The sequence below is a fragment of the uncultured Capnocytophaga sp. genome, assembly GCF_938029845.1.
Classification (GTDB): Bacteria; Bacteroidota; Bacteroidia; order Flavobacteriales; family Flavobacteriaceae; genus Capnocytophaga.
Genome location: NZ_CALHGG010000126.1, coordinates 18,804 through 34,133, shown reverse-complemented (window position 1 = coordinate 34,133; position 15,330 = coordinate 18,804). Strand labels below are relative to the sequence as shown.

The 15,330-nt window shown below is 38.0% G+C and carries 23 protein-coding genes and 2 tRNA genes; 24 read left to right on the top strand and 1 reads right to left on the bottom strand.

All coding sequences use genetic code 11. The annotated features are described in order from the left end of the window. From Q0625_RS09150 to Q0625_RS09040, 23 genes are all read left to right on the top strand, one after another. Positions 1-877 (top strand): biotin/lipoyl-binding protein (locus tag Q0625_RS09150; protein ID WP_298826166.1); only part of this gene is annotated, 877 nt, incomplete at its 5' end. 38 nt (positions 878-915) lie between these two features. Further along, positions 916-1,299: a VOC family protein gene (locus tag Q0625_RS09145; protein WP_298826165.1), complete on the top strand. Its 384-nt coding sequence runs from the start codon at positions 916-918 to the stop codon at positions 1,297-1,299. Between the two features lie 39 nt (positions 1,300-1,338). Next, positions 1,339-1,800 carry a GNAT family N-acetyltransferase gene (locus tag Q0625_RS09140; RefSeq protein WP_298826163.1) on the top strand — a complete coding sequence of 154 codons (462 nt, stop codon included), beginning with the start codon at positions 1,339-1,341 and terminating at the stop codon, positions 1,798-1,800. A 17-nt stretch (positions 1,801-1,817) separates the two neighbouring features. Beyond that, positions 1,818-2,645 (top strand): hypothetical protein, encoded by an 828-nt coding sequence (locus Q0625_RS09135; RefSeq protein WP_298826161.1) that lies wholly within the window; start codon positions 1,818-1,820, stop codon positions 2,643-2,645. A 26-nt stretch (positions 2,646-2,671) separates the two neighbouring features. Then, on the top strand, positions 2,672-3,166 hold the full coding sequence (locus Q0625_RS09130) for a hypothetical protein (protein WP_298826156.1): 495 nt from the start codon (positions 2,672-2,674) through the stop codon (positions 3,164-3,166). A 13-nt stretch (positions 3,167-3,179) separates the two neighbouring features. Beyond that, the gene (locus Q0625_RS09125; protein ID WP_298826154.1) at positions 3,180-3,896 is read left to right on the top strand and encodes a hypothetical protein; all 717 of its coding nucleotides are present in this window, start codon (positions 3,180-3,182) and stop codon (positions 3,894-3,896) included. Between the two features lie 21 nt (positions 3,897-3,917). Further along, a complete protein-coding gene (locus Q0625_RS09120) occupies positions 3,918-4,985 on the top strand; it encodes an ankyrin repeat domain-containing protein (protein WP_298826152.1) in 1,068 nt (355 codons plus the stop codon). Between the two features lies 1 nt (position 4,986). After that, positions 4,987-5,916 (top strand): hypothetical protein, encoded by a 930-nt coding sequence (locus Q0625_RS09115; RefSeq protein ID WP_298826150.1) that lies wholly within the window; start codon positions 4,987-4,989, stop codon positions 5,914-5,916. Positions 5,917-5,950: 34 nt separating this feature from the next. Then, positions 5,951-6,307, top strand: a complete 357-nt coding sequence (locus Q0625_RS09110) for an MmcQ/YjbR family DNA-binding protein (RefSeq protein ID WP_298826149.1) — start codon at positions 5,951-5,953, stop codon at positions 6,305-6,307. Between the two features lie 12 nt (positions 6,308-6,319). Continuing rightward, entirely contained in the window at positions 6,320-6,814 is a 495-nt protein-coding gene (locus Q0625_RS09105) for a hypothetical protein (protein WP_298826147.1), read from the top strand. A gap of 10 nt (positions 6,815-6,824) precedes the next feature. Then, complete coding sequence (locus Q0625_RS09100) at positions 6,825-7,457, top strand: hypothetical protein (RefSeq protein ID WP_298826144.1); 633 nt, start codon at positions 6,825-6,827, stop codon at positions 7,455-7,457. After that, complete coding sequence (locus tag Q0625_RS09095; RefSeq protein ID WP_298826141.1) at positions 7,454-7,873, top strand: VOC family protein; 420 nt, start codon at positions 7,454-7,456, stop codon at positions 7,871-7,873. The genes Q0625_RS09100 and Q0625_RS09095 overlap by 4 nt, the downstream gene beginning before the upstream one ends. Before the next feature lie 6 nt (positions 7,874-7,879). Continuing rightward, positions 7,880-8,056, top strand: coding sequence for a hypothetical protein (locus Q0625_RS09090; RefSeq protein WP_298826138.1), 177 nt, complete (start codon positions 7,880-7,882; stop codon positions 8,054-8,056). A gap of 3 nt (positions 8,057-8,059) precedes the next feature. Then, a complete protein-coding gene (locus Q0625_RS09085) occupies positions 8,060-8,329 on the top strand; it encodes an NTF2 fold immunity protein (protein ID WP_298826170.1) in 270 nt (89 codons plus the stop codon). Positions 8,330-8,331: 2 nt separating this feature from the next. After that, a complete protein-coding gene (locus Q0625_RS09080; protein WP_366125067.1) occupies positions 8,332-8,757 on the top strand; it encodes a hypothetical protein in 426 nt (141 codons plus the stop codon). Next, entirely contained in the window at positions 8,754-9,236 is a 483-nt protein-coding gene (locus Q0625_RS09075) for a hypothetical protein (RefSeq protein ID WP_298826132.1), read from the top strand. The genes Q0625_RS09080 and Q0625_RS09075 overlap by 4 nt, the downstream gene beginning before the upstream one ends. 32 nt (positions 9,237-9,268) lie before the next feature. Continuing rightward, entirely contained in the window at positions 9,269-9,640 is a 372-nt protein-coding gene (locus Q0625_RS09070) for an SMI1/KNR4 family protein (protein ID WP_276987690.1), read from the top strand. A gap of 21 nt (positions 9,641-9,661) precedes the next feature. Continuing rightward, a complete protein-coding gene (locus tag Q0625_RS09065; protein ID WP_298826125.1) occupies positions 9,662-10,813 on the top strand; it encodes an ABC transporter permease in 1,152 nt (383 codons plus the stop codon). Then, on the top strand, positions 10,800-11,990 hold the full coding sequence (locus Q0625_RS09060) for an ABC transporter permease (RefSeq protein ID WP_298826123.1): 1,191 nt from the start codon (positions 10,800-10,802) through the stop codon (positions 11,988-11,990). The genes Q0625_RS09065 and Q0625_RS09060 overlap by 14 nt, the downstream gene beginning before the upstream one ends. A 144-nt stretch (positions 11,991-12,134) precedes the next feature. Beyond that, positions 12,135-12,207: transfer RNA gene (locus tag Q0625_RS09055), tRNA-Gly, on the top strand. A gap of 24 nt (positions 12,208-12,231) precedes the next feature. Next, a tRNA-Leu gene (locus Q0625_RS09050) sits at positions 12,232-12,317 on the top strand. Between the two features lie 204 nt (positions 12,318-12,521). Next, positions 12,522-12,764, top strand: a complete 243-nt coding sequence (locus Q0625_RS09045) for a hypothetical protein (RefSeq protein ID WP_298826121.1) — start codon at positions 12,522-12,524, stop codon at positions 12,762-12,764. Further along, complete coding sequence (locus Q0625_RS09040) at positions 12,748-13,050, top strand: type II toxin-antitoxin system RelE/ParE family toxin (RefSeq protein ID WP_298826119.1); 303 nt, start codon at positions 12,748-12,750, stop codon at positions 13,048-13,050. The genes Q0625_RS09045 and Q0625_RS09040 overlap by 17 nt, the downstream gene beginning before the upstream one ends. A gap of 354 nt (positions 13,051-13,404) precedes the next feature. On the opposite strand, the gene Q0625_RS09035 is transcribed toward Q0625_RS09040, so the two are convergent. After that, positions 13,405-13,704, bottom strand: a complete 300-nt coding sequence (locus Q0625_RS09035; RefSeq protein WP_298826117.1) for a hypothetical protein — start codon at positions 13,702-13,704, stop codon at positions 13,405-13,407. Between the two features lie 182 nt (positions 13,705-13,886). Here Q0625_RS09035 and Q0625_RS09030 point away from each other — a divergent pair, with 182 nt between their 5' ends. Beyond that, on the top strand, positions 13,887-15,314 hold the full coding sequence (locus Q0625_RS09030) for a hypothetical protein (RefSeq protein ID WP_298826115.1): 1,428 nt from the start codon (positions 13,887-13,889) through the stop codon (positions 15,312-15,314). Positions 15,315-15,330: the final 16 nt, after the last annotated feature.

Genomic DNA, 15,330 nt, shown 5'->3' with positions numbered 1-15,330 from the left:
AGGACAAGTAGAGGCCAAACAGATCAATGTTGCCCCTAAGGTACCTGGTAGGGTCAAGGCTATCTACAAACAAGAAGGTGATCAAGTGCACAAAGGCGACCTACTTCTAGAACTTGAAAGTACCGAACTTGATGCCAAACTCTCCCAAGCCGAAGCTGCTCGCTTGGCTGCACAAGCTCAAAGTGACAAGGCACAACGCGGTGCCCGCACAGAACAGATCCAAGCCGCTTACAATGTGTGGCAACAAGCCCAAGCTGCAGCTGATTTTGCTGCCAAGAGCTATGAGCGTGTAAATAACCTCTACAATGATAAGGTACTCCCTGCCCAAAAGAAAGATGAGGTCTATACCCAAATGGTTGCCCTACAAAAACAAGCTGATGCTGCCAAATCACAATATGAAATGGCCAAGAATGGTGCCCGTGTAGAGGACAAAACAGCAGCTCAAGCCTTGGTTGCTCAAGCCCAAGGAGTCATCACTGAAGTGAATGCCTACAAAGACGGGGCTAAAGTTTTCGCTCCTGCTGATGCCGAGATACAGACTATTATCCCCAACGAAGGAGAAATCGTCAATGCGGGGTATCCTGTGATGAATCTCATTGACAGTAGTGATGAGTGGGTAGTATTCAACATACGTGAAGATAAAATGGCTGATTTTAAAATAGGTACCAAGTTCAAAGGTATTGTACCGGCTCTTGCCAACCAAGAAATAGAAATGGAAGTAAAACACATAGCAGTACAAGCCGATTTTGCCACTTGGACTGCGACCAAAAGTAAAGGCGATTTTGACAAGAAGACCTTTGCTATCAAGGCCTACCCTACTGAAAAAATAAAGGATCTAAGACCAGGAATGTCGGTATTAGTGGAAGATAAAAGGTAAAAGATAATTTACAATTGGCTCATTAACAAATTACCGCTATGAAAATAGATCATATCGCATTGTATGTAAAAGACTTAGAAGTTTCTAAGTCTTTTTATGAAACTTATTTTGGGGCAAAGTCAAACGAGTTATACCACAACCCTAAAACAGAACTACATACCTATTTCCTAAGTTTTGAAAATGGTGCTCGCTTGGAAATTATGTGGCGTCCCAATATTAGTGAACGTTTGGACAAGGTGATGAATGAAGGATTTATACATTTTGCTTTTAGTGTAGGAAGCAAGGAAACGGTTGATGTGCTTACTCAGAAAATTATAGATGAAGGCTATATATGCTTTAGTGCCCCACGCACCACTGGCGATGGGTATTACGAGAGTGTGATACTTGACCCTGATGGCAATATGGTAGAGATAACCATCTGATTAGATAATATTAAAAAGCAAGTAAGTTTGTTTAATAAAATGAAAATAACTGAAGGGTTATTACCTGAAGATAAGCAAGCTATCATACGTTGGACAAATAGCAGAGGAGCTGATTTCCTGCAACAATGGGCAGGAGATGCTTTGCTATATCCTCTTACCATAGAAGCACTCGATGCTTTGTCTCACTGTTTTCGTATTGATGTAGAGGAGAATTTTATAGGGATGATTCAGCAAATAAGAGTAGAAGGAAACAATGTGCATATTGGTAGATTTCTTATCAATCCTTCCCTTACGGGAAAAGGATTAGGTACTGAGGCAATGCAGTTATTTATCGCAACGCTTTTTGAAGATAAAAGTGTTCACTCTATTAGCTTAAATGTATTTGATAACAACCCGATAGCTAGAGGTCTTTATACAAAACTTGGTTTTGAAGTAGTAGCTACTGTTGAAGGAGAAAGAAAAAAATACAAAATGTTGAAGAGTAATTCAGCAATAAGCTAATTAGCAAATTTAATACTATGAACATCAAACGCATTGATTCCCGTTGCTATGCTGCTATTATCACTGAAGATGGTCAGTGGCAAAAAGGCGAAGAATACTCTTCAGAAGACTATACCGAAACCCTCATTTTCAATGAGCAAGGTAAGCTCGTAGAGGCTTGTTATGGCGAGGAATACCACTTCCTCTTTACCTATGACTCCCACGGCAACCGCCTGAGTTCTCGCCTCTACGACCCTGAAGATGAAGCACTAACCGACTGCTGGGAAGAAAAACAATACCGCTATAATGATCTACATCAGCAAGTAGAATGTGTTACTTATGAAAATGGCAAATGGAAAGAAACTGTTACTTTCAAATACGATGCACACGGCAATAACATAAGTCAGCACTCCCGCACAGCCGATGCCGAATATCTCTTACAACTCCAATATGATACCCAAGGCAGATGTATAGATCGTTGTCATACAAACATATCTACGGGAAAGGAGATTCTTCACCACTCTATTGAATTTCGTAGTGATACCGAAAAAGTCGATACCAGTCTTTCAGCCAATGGTAAGCCTTTTATGTTTACCATAACTCGTTTTGATGAAAAAGGCAATGTAATTTATGTTGCCCATCAGGATATAGGTGACCCCGAACCCTATTCAATAACTGAAACCACTTTTGATAAGCATAACAACGAAATTCTTGAGCGAATTAGCAACAAAGAAGGCAAAGTCTATACCCGCAAAACTACCTATCGCTATGATACTTACGGCAATTGGATAGAGAAACGTATCGAATATTCCCAACGTTATACCAACCTGATTGTAGAGCAAACTATTGAATACGCTAATGAATAAGAAACACTTATTTGCTAATGACCTCTATGACCTACGACAAATTTTACAACTGTATAGAACAGCTTCCTAAAGAAGTAACCAACAGAGATTTAGAAACCTATCTCTTGGCATTATATAGGGTAGTGACTCCACACAAAAACACCCCCTTCTCCCCTACTCTTTGCCTTGAACTGCTTAAGGAGGCATTCAGTGCAAAGACTGCTACTTATGAGGAGCAGTGGACAAGCATTCGCTCAATGCCCGAAGAGACGAAACATCTTTCCGCCTTTGCTTATACCCAAGCAGTAATCGTCTTTCAAATCGCTGAACTCCACCGTATGAAAGACAAAGAACTTCATAACGAAATGCGTTCTTTTGGCGTCACTTCCGAAACGGGCTATGATTGGTACAATTTCAATCCTTTAGACCTCTTGGAGTGTGGTGCACGAGGCTTATGTGATTATATAGGTGAAGATGAAACTATTCCTAACGATTGGTATTTCTTAGGACATCTGTTAGACTTGGGAAGGTATTATGAATAAAAAAATATCTGATATGAACCCATTACAAAAAATAGAACAGACTTATAACTTTCAGTACCCAAAACTATATCACCGGCTTTATGAGGATGGGATGCTGGATGTTCATTGGCAATGGAAGGAAGTATTTCCAGAGCTAAAAAAGAATCCTCCGTTACTTTTATTTAGGGATCAATTTACGGCATTGGATGATGCAGAAGATATTATAAATAGAATAAAAAATAATAAATCTCAACGAGGAATCAAAACTGAATATCTTTTGGTGCCTTTTGCTTCAGAATGTGAAGGAGAGGTTTGTTTTTTCTATGATAGAGAAAAACCAGAGCAACCTCCTGTTATCGTAAAGGACTGGTATGATTTTGATGCTGCTGAAATTATAGCTGATAACTTGCAGAATTTTATTTTCTATGGCTTGCTATCAATTGTATATAGCATTTATGCAAAAGCATCTTCCTTAAGTGATTTTTATGAGAATATTGCCAATATATACCGTACCCATCATCCTTACCTAAGTGAGGAACAAGCTCAGGTAATTAAAGAAATTTACAACAGAAAACTTACAAACTTTCCTTGTTCCGCAAATAAAGAAGAAAATAGATATTCATCCTATCTTATAGCAAAACATCGCAGTGATTATACTGCCTTACTCTCTGATGAAGAGTATATTGATTTATTAAATAAGTACAATCCTATCTCTACCCCAGAGGATGATAGGGAATTTTTTATAATCTAAAGCATACAAACAAATTATATTATGGAAGAAAGAAACATCTTTGCCCAGAAAAAAGCACCTTTCAAATGCCCTGAAATTGTAACCCTCTTGCGTAAGGAAGATTTTCCTGCCTTGGAAGCTGAACTTGCCAAAGGCTGGGATATCAACGAAGAAGTCCGTGTACACGAACGTTATTCTCAAACACCTTTTGACTTTGCCCTGTCCAATCGCAAAAAGAAACTATTAGAGTTTTTAGTTGATAAGGGGGCTCATATAAACAAAACAGCGCTTATTAATGTTTGTATGAGTGAGAATAGCGACCCTGAGTTGGTAAAATGGTTGATTAAACAAGGTGCCGATGTGAATGCCCGTACCCACCTCACTACTTTGCAGGCTGCTATCTATAGCAAAAATGAAGAAATAGCTTTTCTGCTGATAGAAAACGGTTTTAAACTCACTCCCGACGGTACTACCTTGAGAAAGGTAGCTTCGGAAGGTATGTATAAACTGGCAGACTACCTTATTGCTCACGGATTTGGTGTAAACTATTGTGAGCCTAATATGGTATATACTTACAATGCCTCGCCCTTACAAGTGGCGGCCTCAAAAGGTCACCTTGCCTTGGTAAAACGACTTATTGAGCTGGGTGCCGACCTTTCCTACAAAGATAAATACGGCGGACGTGCCTATCATTACGCTCTGCGCAACAAGCAGAAAGCAGTTGCCGAGTATATCAAATCGGTAGAGCCTGCCCAGTGGCACGACGAGGAAGAGCGCTTACGAGCCTTAAAAACCAACAAACTTCCCGAAGGACTCATCGCCTTATTGCGCGCTACCGATAGGCGTATTCCATTGCCTGAATGCAAATATACAAGCTTTGTAGCGTTTGCCCCACTGAGTGATGTCAAGGAAGTAAAGTGGAAAAACAAAAAATTCCTCGACCTCCTTTCCGATGCCGATAGGTATGGCGCTGAAGGCTTTTTGGTGTGGTATCCTAAGAATAAAAAACTCGCTTTTGCCGATTACGAACACGGAACTTTCACCGAACTTTGTACCTTTGAAGCGTTTATGGCAAACCCTTCCGCACAAATTAATAAAATTTTTGAGTAATATGAGATACTATCATTTGAAAACGTTTTTCCTGCTGGCTATACTATCTTTATATAGCAGTTGTGGCTATGAGATACCTGGTAAAGATAAGCACCCTGAAATTCCAGAGTTTAACGGCTTTGACAAGGATCTTTTTGTTATAGATACTCTCCTTACAGAGGTACAGCTTATGGGCACTGATAAGGTTATCTACGACTCTACTGATAAATTTATTTATCTAAGAAAAGGAGATGAATGGTTTTTGCTTGATAAAGACTTTAAAATTAAGCAAAAGATAAATGCCAAAGGAGATTTTGGTGGAAATAAGACTTTTTATGATAGGAAAGAAGATGAAAAATATAGAATTATTATCTACAAATATACTTATCCTTGGGAAAAAGCTGAAAAAGTAAAGGAATTGCAGTATTTGGATCATGATAGCATTGTTAAGAACTATGCTGTTCCGAAAGATGAAAATGGAGCATATGATTTAGAGGAGATAACGAAGATAAACAAACAATATATTGATAACCAATTAGGTGTCATAGAAAAAATAATTCCAGTAGACTTCCACTCTATTGTGTGCATAGGTAGCAAAGGAGAATACTTTACTGAAGATTATAAATATAACCATTATTACGAGATAGAAGACACTAAAACAACTAGTTATAGCTATTTGGGAGATGATGAATTCAATGACAATCTATATGAATTTGATTGGGTTACCTTAGGAAACCATGGAGGAGGGAATCATTTTGTTTTCTGGTTTATACCTTATGGTTACAGATACTATACTTTTAAAATAGGGAATGACTCTATCCAATTTAAATGGAATACTAAAAGCTCAAGACAAATCATCCAATTAAAAGACCTTTGGGACGATAGAGTTTTGATTTACAAAGATGGTGAGAATGGAGGGGAATTATATAGCATTTCCTCAATGAAAAAATAGAAAAATCTTTAAGAACTTAAAAAAACACAAATATATGAACTTAGAAGAACTTAGAGATTATTGTCTTTCCTTACCTCATGTAACGGAGGATATGCCTTTTGATGAGGATATTTTGGTATTTCGGATCTGTAATCGTATTTTTGTGCTTACAAGTTTAAATACAGTCCCCTTGCGTGTGAGCCTCAAGTGCAACCCCGAGCGAGCAATAGAACTCCGTGAGCAGTACCCCGATAAGATTGTAGCGGGCTACCACCTGAACAAAAAACATTGGAATACAGTACTCTTAGAAGGCTTATCTCTTTCCCTTATCAAGGAAATGATACAGCACTCTTACGAGCAAGTACTCTCCAAAGTACCAAAAAAGTTAGCCAATTCACTCATTGCTAATTAGCAAATTAAAGTTATGTTCTCAAAGCTCAAAGATTTCTTTTGTAAAACCTATCCAGTTTTTGGATATGAATTCTTTATTCCTGTAGCTCTCTATAAGCGTATAGAAGCAGCGGAAGGAGAGGTCAGCCCCAAAAGTATTAGATATTTCTTTAGCAAAGCGCCTTATGCCCTTAGTAAAGCACAGCTACAGATAATCCAAGAAGCCAACAAACTCTTTTTTGTACAAATAGCATTCTATGAAGAAGGAAAAAGAGAGCATTTTCAGAAAGAAATGGAGGATTATAAGGAAGTATTTCCATTTTGGACAGTCTTTCCTCATAGTTTCTATGGGGCTCCTCGCTGGAATCAGGGCTATGAGCAGCATTATAGAGACACTTTTTTAGAATATTGGCACTCCTTACCCTCAGAAGAACAGGAAAAATATATGGATAAATATCATTGTCCGGAGGATTGGCGGCTTTGGCTTGAGGATTACCGCAAATGGAGCAAAGAAAAAGGAACTTTTTAATAAAATAAATATGTTAAACGAAAATATCCTACATCGTATTCAAGCCCTTGGAGGCAATACCAGCCAAGTGAAAGGCTCTTCCCTTGCTGATGACCTATTAGCTATTACTTTTGATACCGTACTCTATCCCAAGCCTGAGGACACTCCCTGGGCAAAGGCAGAAGATACTGAGCCTATTTATGGTATAGGCGAATGGGTAGATGCCCATAGGGAGCTTTACCAAACCGATAAAAAGGCTTTCTATGACCAAATGATTGCTCAGTTCTATCAACTTACAGAAGAACCTTACGGGCAACACTTTTGGACAGTCAGCCTCTTTACCCCTTTCAAAGAAGGTACTGATGACTATGAAGAATGGTATGACGATTTCTCCGATGAGGAATTTACAGACCTCACTGAAATTATAAAAGTTACAGGAGACAAGACACCTGATCTTATACAATTGTTCTATACCTCTGGCTATCCTGACCATATATACATAGCCCTAAGCGACCCTAATGGAGAAAACCCAACTCTCTTTGGTACCGATCATGAGGTGTTTTTCAATGAAATAGATAATATGGGTACCTTAGAGGACTATCTCAATACTCTAATGACCCCTGAAGAGCTTATAGAAATAGTAGAGAAAGCATTAACCAAATGAGACAGAAATTTACACTTATCACTTTAGGTGTCCGCGACTTTAAGAAAGCTCTTGCCTTTTATGAGAACTTAGGCTGGCAGAAGTCGGACAAAAGTATGGAGGAGTATGCTCTTTTCCCTTTGGGAGGAATTGTATTAGGACTATATCCTTTACAAGAACTCTCCGAAGATACTACACTACCTTATCAGTCAAGTGCATTTACAGGAATAACGATTAGTTATAATGCTAAATCAGAAACAGAAGTAGATGCTGTTTTATCCAAAGTTAGTGAATTAGGAGCTACTATTGTCAAGCCAGCTCAAAAAGTATTTTGGGGTGGATATAGTGGCTATTTCAAGGACTTGGACGGCTACCTCTTTGAAGTTGCTTATAATCCTTTTTGGGAGTTTGACGAAAATGACAATTTAAAATTATAATTCAAAATGACAGAAACAGAACAAACCCTACGCCAGCGTTTCACTGCTTTCTTGCAAGCGATGTACGACTGGGAAACAGAATCCAACAGAGTAGATGAAGAAGAAGTGGAGAAAAAGAAAACGCTCTCTTGGGAAGACTTTTGTAAGCAACAAACCGAGCTTCGTATCCCTATTTATAAGTAATACATCACCGAACGCGAACGCAAATATGGTGGCGCTGAGTACACCAGTCACGTCTTTCCTCCTAACTACGATCCTTCTAAAGAAAGCATTACCGAGGTGCAAATCTCAGGCAAAAAAGCCTCTATCTTTACCGACAGAGAGTATGCAAGAATGAATTACAAGCGCGAGTACAAATACAAACTTGTAGAAAATCGCTGGCTATTAGATACTATCAAAGAACAGTATTTGCCTGAAAACAAAGATCCTGAAAAGTGGAAGAGTGTGATTATATAAAAATACCATTTTCTCTTGTGAATTACAATATACTTGCCCTTCTATTAATAGCTCTTTTGGCTTGGACGTTTATACTCATTTGGTTTTCCAAGAAAAACAAACAAGAAAGGATGAAAAGGCAACAACTTTTAGCCCAGATAAAAGAACAACTCCCTATTCCCACATTCAAAGAGTTGTTACAAGCTTTAGAAGCCTTGAACTATAACCCTGCTCAGTGCTATTTTAAAACAAATACTTTTGAGCAAGGAAATGTAGCTGTGAATAACGCTTGTCTTCTGCAACGAGAAAACCAATGGGTGGTATGCCTTGCCGATACTCGTTGCTTCTGTGATGAACAGTCTTTTGATAGCGAACAAGAAGCCTGCGAAAACTTTGTATATAAATATTTTCTCCTTAGTAAAGAAGAAATTAATTGGTTAAAGCAATGAACACATCAAGTTATAACACCAAGTTTGGCACTCTTGCTTTCTCACAAAAAGTGGGAGACGAGTATTTTTGGGAGGCTTCATTCCAGTGGAAAAGTGATTTCTACAAAGAAACTTTACAGCTGCCTTTTTCTGTGTTTAGCAAAAGTAAAACCATCACGCCTGATACTATTGCTTTTATTGAAAAAATCCTTGCCAGTGCAGATAAACTCATTGCCAAAGCTCTTTCTTATTTTCAAGAACAACTGCTGATAGGCTCAGAAGGCTTTCCTCTTTCAGAAGAAGAAAAACGATTTCTAAGAGTTCCCTTGCAGGAAGTCCCTTTTGAAAATCCACAGTTCCTATTCTATGACAGCAAAGAATGGCTACTGCATTTCGCCGAAGGTAGTTTCAGCTTTTGCGAACCTTATGGCGTTTCTTTTCATTTTAAAGATGAAGAACCTATCCTAATAGAAAACTTAGAAGATGCTGAAGAAATATAATCAACTTAGATTATTTAATAAATAAAAAAAGTATGAACAGAATTACAGAAACAGAACAAAAACATTCCTTTGAACTTCCTGCTTTTTACAAGGAAATCCTCAACAGTTTTGATTTATATTGCCTTTATCAGTACAAAGGCAAAGATTTGGATATTAAAAATCGTAACCTCCTTTTTGAAAAGCTGAGCAGAGACTATCAAGCGTGGCAATTACTACAATATCTTGATGAACCTAATACTGAAAATACTTTTGTTTTTGGTAGTCTAGGTGATGACTCCAGACTATACTTCAACCTCTCCGATGGGTCAGTTTGGGACTATTGGCTTGACGATAAATCTACTCACAAAATAGCTAATAGCTTTGATGAATTACTTTCAGAAGCTACTTTAGAAGAAAAAGAATAAACCTAACTTGCTAATTATACTATGAAATATTTTAAAACCGAATGCAAGAACCTTTTCCTATCACCCAAACGACTGTTTTACGTTTTGGTGTTTCCCTTGGTTATCTTTGGGTTCTTTGCGGCTATTTTCTACAAAGGGGTGCCTCGCGACCTGCCTATGGCGTATATCAATTACGACCAAAGTCAGCTGTCCGAAAACCTTTTGCGTATGCTCGATGCTACCCCTAACATCGACCTAAAAACCCAACTCACCGACGAAAAAGAAGCCCAACGCCTTATCCAGCAACAACAGATCATGGGCTTTATCGTCATTCCTCAAGACTTCCAACAAAAACTCTTCAAGGGTGAAAACCAATCGGTGATCTGTTATACCAATAACCAGTTTATGCTCGGTGCAGGCCTTATCCAAAAGGATTTCCAAACCACCATAGGTATGTTCTCGGCTGGTCTTGTGATGAAAAAGAAGATGCAAAAAGGACAACAAACCGAGAAGGTACGTGCCGAAGCCCAAACCGTAAAGGTAGATGACCACGGGCTATTTAACCCTTACTCTAACTATGCCTTTTACCTGCTCACAGCACTGCTGCCCATGATGCTCCAAATGATAGTGATGATGGTAACAGTCTATGTATTGGGCGTAGAACTGCGCTATCATCAGGGCAAGCACTGGCTCAAGCAAGCAGGTGGTAGCCCGCTGAAAGCCTTGGTTGGCAAACTCCTGCCTTATACCTTGGTGCTTTTCTTTGTAGCGTGGTGGATGAATTACCTACTCTTTGGGCTTGTAGGTACCCCTCTGCATATCCCGATGTTCAATGTGGTACTCATTACTTTTGCCTTAGTTGTTATCTATCAGATTATAGGGATTACTATTGTATCCTTTGCTCCCGATTTCCGATTAGCACTTACGGTAGGTAGTGGTTTTACTGCCATTGCTTTCTCCTTTGCTGCCTATACCTTTCCTATGGAAGGACTCCCAAGGAGTATGCAGTACTTGGCACAGCTATTCCCCTATGCCCATTTTATGAAATACTATGTCAATCGCGCTATCAAGGGCATTCCTATGGAAATGACATGGCAACCCCTTTTGGCCTTGCTTCTCTTTGGTTTGCTGCTTATAGTGGCTTACCCTATGTTTGTAAAAAAAATAAAATCAGGTGGTTATGAAAAAATTTAGACAGTATATTTATCAAAGTTCAGCCGACTTTACCCGTGCAATGCTTTGGGAAGCCAAATATATATCCCGTGATAGGGCGGTGTTCTTTTCATTTGTGATAGTAGCCGTATTGGTCTCCTTCCTCTATACCTACCTATATTCGGAAGAGACCTTACAGGAACTCCCTATTGGGGTGGTCGATGAGGACAATACCTCCCAAAGCCGACAGCTACTACGTATGATTGATGCTAATAGTGGCGTGGCCATTTACAGTAGTTACCTAAACCTCTCTGAAGCCCAAAAAGCCTTTCAGCAAGAGCAAATACGTGGAATTATTGCCATTCCCCCCAGTTTTTCTCGTGATCTGCAACGTGGAGAGCAGCCCTCCATATCCGTTTATGCTGATGCTTCCTATATGCTCTATTACAAACAGGTACTTACTGCCGCAAAAATATCGGCTACTTACCTCAATGCTGGGGTAGAGATGAAGCGCACTTCTGCACAAGGTAAACTCCCTTCTCAAGTTCGTGATGAGGCAATGCCCGTAAGTGCCAAAGTGGTAAGCCTATATAACCCTTCTTCGGGATATGCTACCTTCCTGATTCCTGTGGTCTTGGTCATTATCTTCCAAACGACCATTCTTACATCGGTAGGCATCTTAGGGGGCACCATGCGAGAGAGCAATAAGTTGCGCAAAATATATCCCAATTCAAGCAGTTTCTGGGGGGCACTACCTATTGTAATGGGTAAGGCCACCACTTATTTGGCTCTCGCTATGGCTATCTTACTCATTAACTTAGGTATTGTAATGCCGCTCTTTGGTATCCCTGTGCGTAGTTCCATTCTCAGTACAATGGTATTCATGGTACCTTTTATCCTTTCTATTGTGTTTATGGGGCTTTGCTTGCTGGGTTTTCTTCGCCGTAGGGAAGATGCCATTATGCTCATCATGTACACTTCGTTGCCTTCGGTAATGCTCACTGGTTTTTCATGGCCTACGGTAGCCATGCCAGAGTGGTTACATGCCTTCTCCTATATAGTTCCTACCACCTTGGGGGCTAAAGGCTTTGTTTCTATCACCCAAATGGGCGCCAGCCTCTCCACCATACTCCCCTACTGGGCAGGTATGTGGGGGTTGTGTTTGTTCTACTTGGTACTGGCAGGGTTCTCTATAAGAAGAATCATAAATAGTGACTAATGATAAGAAATACAATAGATATATAATTTACTTGTAGTCAGATACTTATTGAAATTATATCATTTTTTTCAAAAAAAGTTCATTTTTTCTTTGCCGGTTTGGAAAAAAGCAGTATCTTTGCACCGTCTTAGAAAGATATGAATTGCGAAAATAGCTCAGTTGGTAGAGCGCAACCTTGCCAAGGTTGAGGTCGCGGGTTCGAACCCCGTTTTTCGCTCTTTTTTTATGCCCTGTCATAAAGGCTCGGATGGTGGAATCGGTAGACACGCTGGACTTAAAATCCAGTGGGCAGCAATGCCTGTGCGGGTTCAAGTCCCGCTCCGAGTACGAATTTACTTTTTAAGTACTTGGTATTTAATTGGTTAGGTTTTAGAAAGTGTGATTTTTCCCAACATTTTCCCAACAATTTAAAAAAAGTACATTCTCTAAAGGATATTTTCCTTCAAGAGTAGAGTGAGAAAATTTAAAAATCATTACTTTTTTAAGTAGTGATTTTTTTGCTTTTATATTAACTCTTAAAAATATTTGACTATGGAAACAGCTGTAACATTTGCTACTTCTGATGTAGATAAACTAAATTCAATAAAGGATTTTATAAAGTCTTTAAATGTACCTATCATTCAAGAAGAAGACATACCTCAGCCTATTGAAATGACGCCAAGATTAATGGCTTTTCTTGACGAAATAGAAACACGTAACACTCCTTTTGAAGAGTGTGAAGACTTTGATGTTATGATTAATGAAGTAGCTTCTGAATATGGAATCTCCCTATAAAATAAAAGTAGAACCTAAAGCAAAAGATGATTTAAGAGAAGCTGTTGCTTATTATATAAGTGTTGCTCCATCTAAAATTGCAAAGAACTTTCTTAAGGAATATTTATCTATTAAGGACTTTATAAAACACTTTCCTCACCAACATAAATATAGAGGAGACCTTATAGGAGTTCCTATGAAAAAATATCCCTACCTTGTATTTTATAAGGTAGATGATACGAAAAGAGAGATTATTATTAAAGCCATCTTTAATACCTACCAAGATACCAGCAAATATCCTAAATAAAAAAATGAAGAGGCTATCTAAATGTTCTTTAGGTAGCCTTATCTTTTATTAGAATAGAGATAGAATTAATCTTTGAAATACTTGAAATGGCTGAGACTTTTAATTTTTAATATTAGAAAATTATTACTCCTTTCTAAAAGTCCAAAAACAGCAAAGGAACAAGTATCTTCCCAAAATCAAATTTTTCCTTTGTTTATCTCTTGATAAATCAATTTTAAACTTATATTTACCATTTTTTCTAAAAATGAGGGATTTTATTTTAAACTTTTCTCCGTTTCTTTATTCTCTTTCTCTTTTACTTCTGTTTCTTCAATTTTAGCTTTACCATAGATAACAATATAGTCATCTTGATATTCAAACTTGTTTTTTTAACAAGTTAGATATATGAACTCTCTTCATAGTATTTACTTCTTGAGTTCTATTTTTGTTATTTATAGACTTTTTAGGATTATTATTTATTTCTTGTTTACTTATTAGAGATTCAGTTTTTTGTCTACGAAGTAAGTTTAAAACATTTCTCATATTCATCTCTATTAGAAAATATAGTAGTTCTTCTACTTCCTCTTTACTCTCTATAAGTCTTACAAGTTCTTGATTAGGTATAAAATCTTCATAGAAAGAACAACCTTCCGAGTGATCTTCTTTATTTTTCACCCTAAAAAAATAGTATTTTTTCTACAATAATGAATTAAAAAAGCGTAGAGGGTTTATTTCAAAATTACCAAAACTCCTAATAGTTCTGACGCTACAACCTTTAGCAAAGTTTTTCATCATTTATGATTTGTAATTTGTAATTATTTTGTAATTTTGCGACATATAACAAAATATACACTATTATGGAAAGAATATTTTTATTATACCTATTGTCTTGTATTACTTTTAGCCTCAAGGCTCAAGACTATAAAGTAAAAAAAGGAGAATTGCAAATTGAAGGGACTCCCGTAGCCAAATTAGAAAAGAAAGAGGGTAAGTACGAGTTTAGCGACCTTAGCGGTAATTTTATGTATAAAGCGGTACTCACGGAAAAAACTGCTCAAAACAATCGTGCTCCTCATCGCTGGGTGGAACTCACCGGCAACAATGGTAAAGTACGGGAAATCCCCTTGCCCGATAAACTAAAATTTACCTTTTCGGGTGAAAAAGCTATTGTGGATAATATGCTCAAATCTAACACTGGTCTACTTACTGTCAAAGGCATTGACCCTGAAGTAGTAAAAACTTTCTTCTCTACCGAAGACCGCCAATTCTCTAACAAATGGGACCCTATCTTTGAAAGAGTAAAATCCGAAATCAAAGCAGAAGACAAATTAGAAGAATCTGATAGAATTACTATCAAAGAAGGGGGCATCTTCAAAAAAGAAAAGCGAATAGGCTCTTATACTAAAAAAACTAACCCTTTAGGCGGCTCAGTAACCGCCTACGATTTTGCTTTTTATGATGTAAAAGGTGAGTTTATCGCTTCATCTAAATTCACTTCAATGGTAGATAGTGAGTACTACAATATCCAAACTTTTGATGGCAAAACACTACCCGTATTCGTGCCTCTCATTGGTTTTTCAAGTGATTTAGAAAAACGTTTAGTGATGAAACTCTATGCCAATGGTTATCCTTTTGGCGATATGGCTCCTTACTTTGCCCAATATGAAGAAGACAAAAAAAACGCACAAGATGCTGCTCAACAGGAAAGAATAGCCCAAGCACGGAAACAGAGTATAAACTTTTACGACGTAGAAGGCTATGTGTTAGACCCCCAAGGCAACAAACTCAATGGACTTATCACTATTGAATTTGAATCAATTGAAGCAATACTGAACAAAAATATAATTATTGCCATTACTGAAACTAATCAGGTAAAACTTAAGCGAGATGGTACTGAAACTATATACAATGCTGCCGACAATGTAGTTTTTGGAGTAGGCGATAGAACTTTCTTAGGTACTCATAGCGGCCGTGAAGTGAGCTATATCTTTAAAGTAGAGGACAGTACAAATATTCATTTTTACGAAATTCTCTATACCAACAACGGTAACTACGTGCTTTCACATCCTAAAATGCCCGAGGCATACCTCATCAAAATAGGTAGCAAACCTGCTCTGTATGTAGGTGATAAAGACTCATTCCGACGTATCAAAACTCCTGAAGAAGTGCAAAAACTTGTATCAGACTATCTCCAATGCCCCGCTATTAACCCCGCTGACTATAACACCACAAATAAAGAAAGCCTCATAGCACTCATCAACGATTACACCGCAAAGTGCAAATAATAAAAAATCAGGCGCG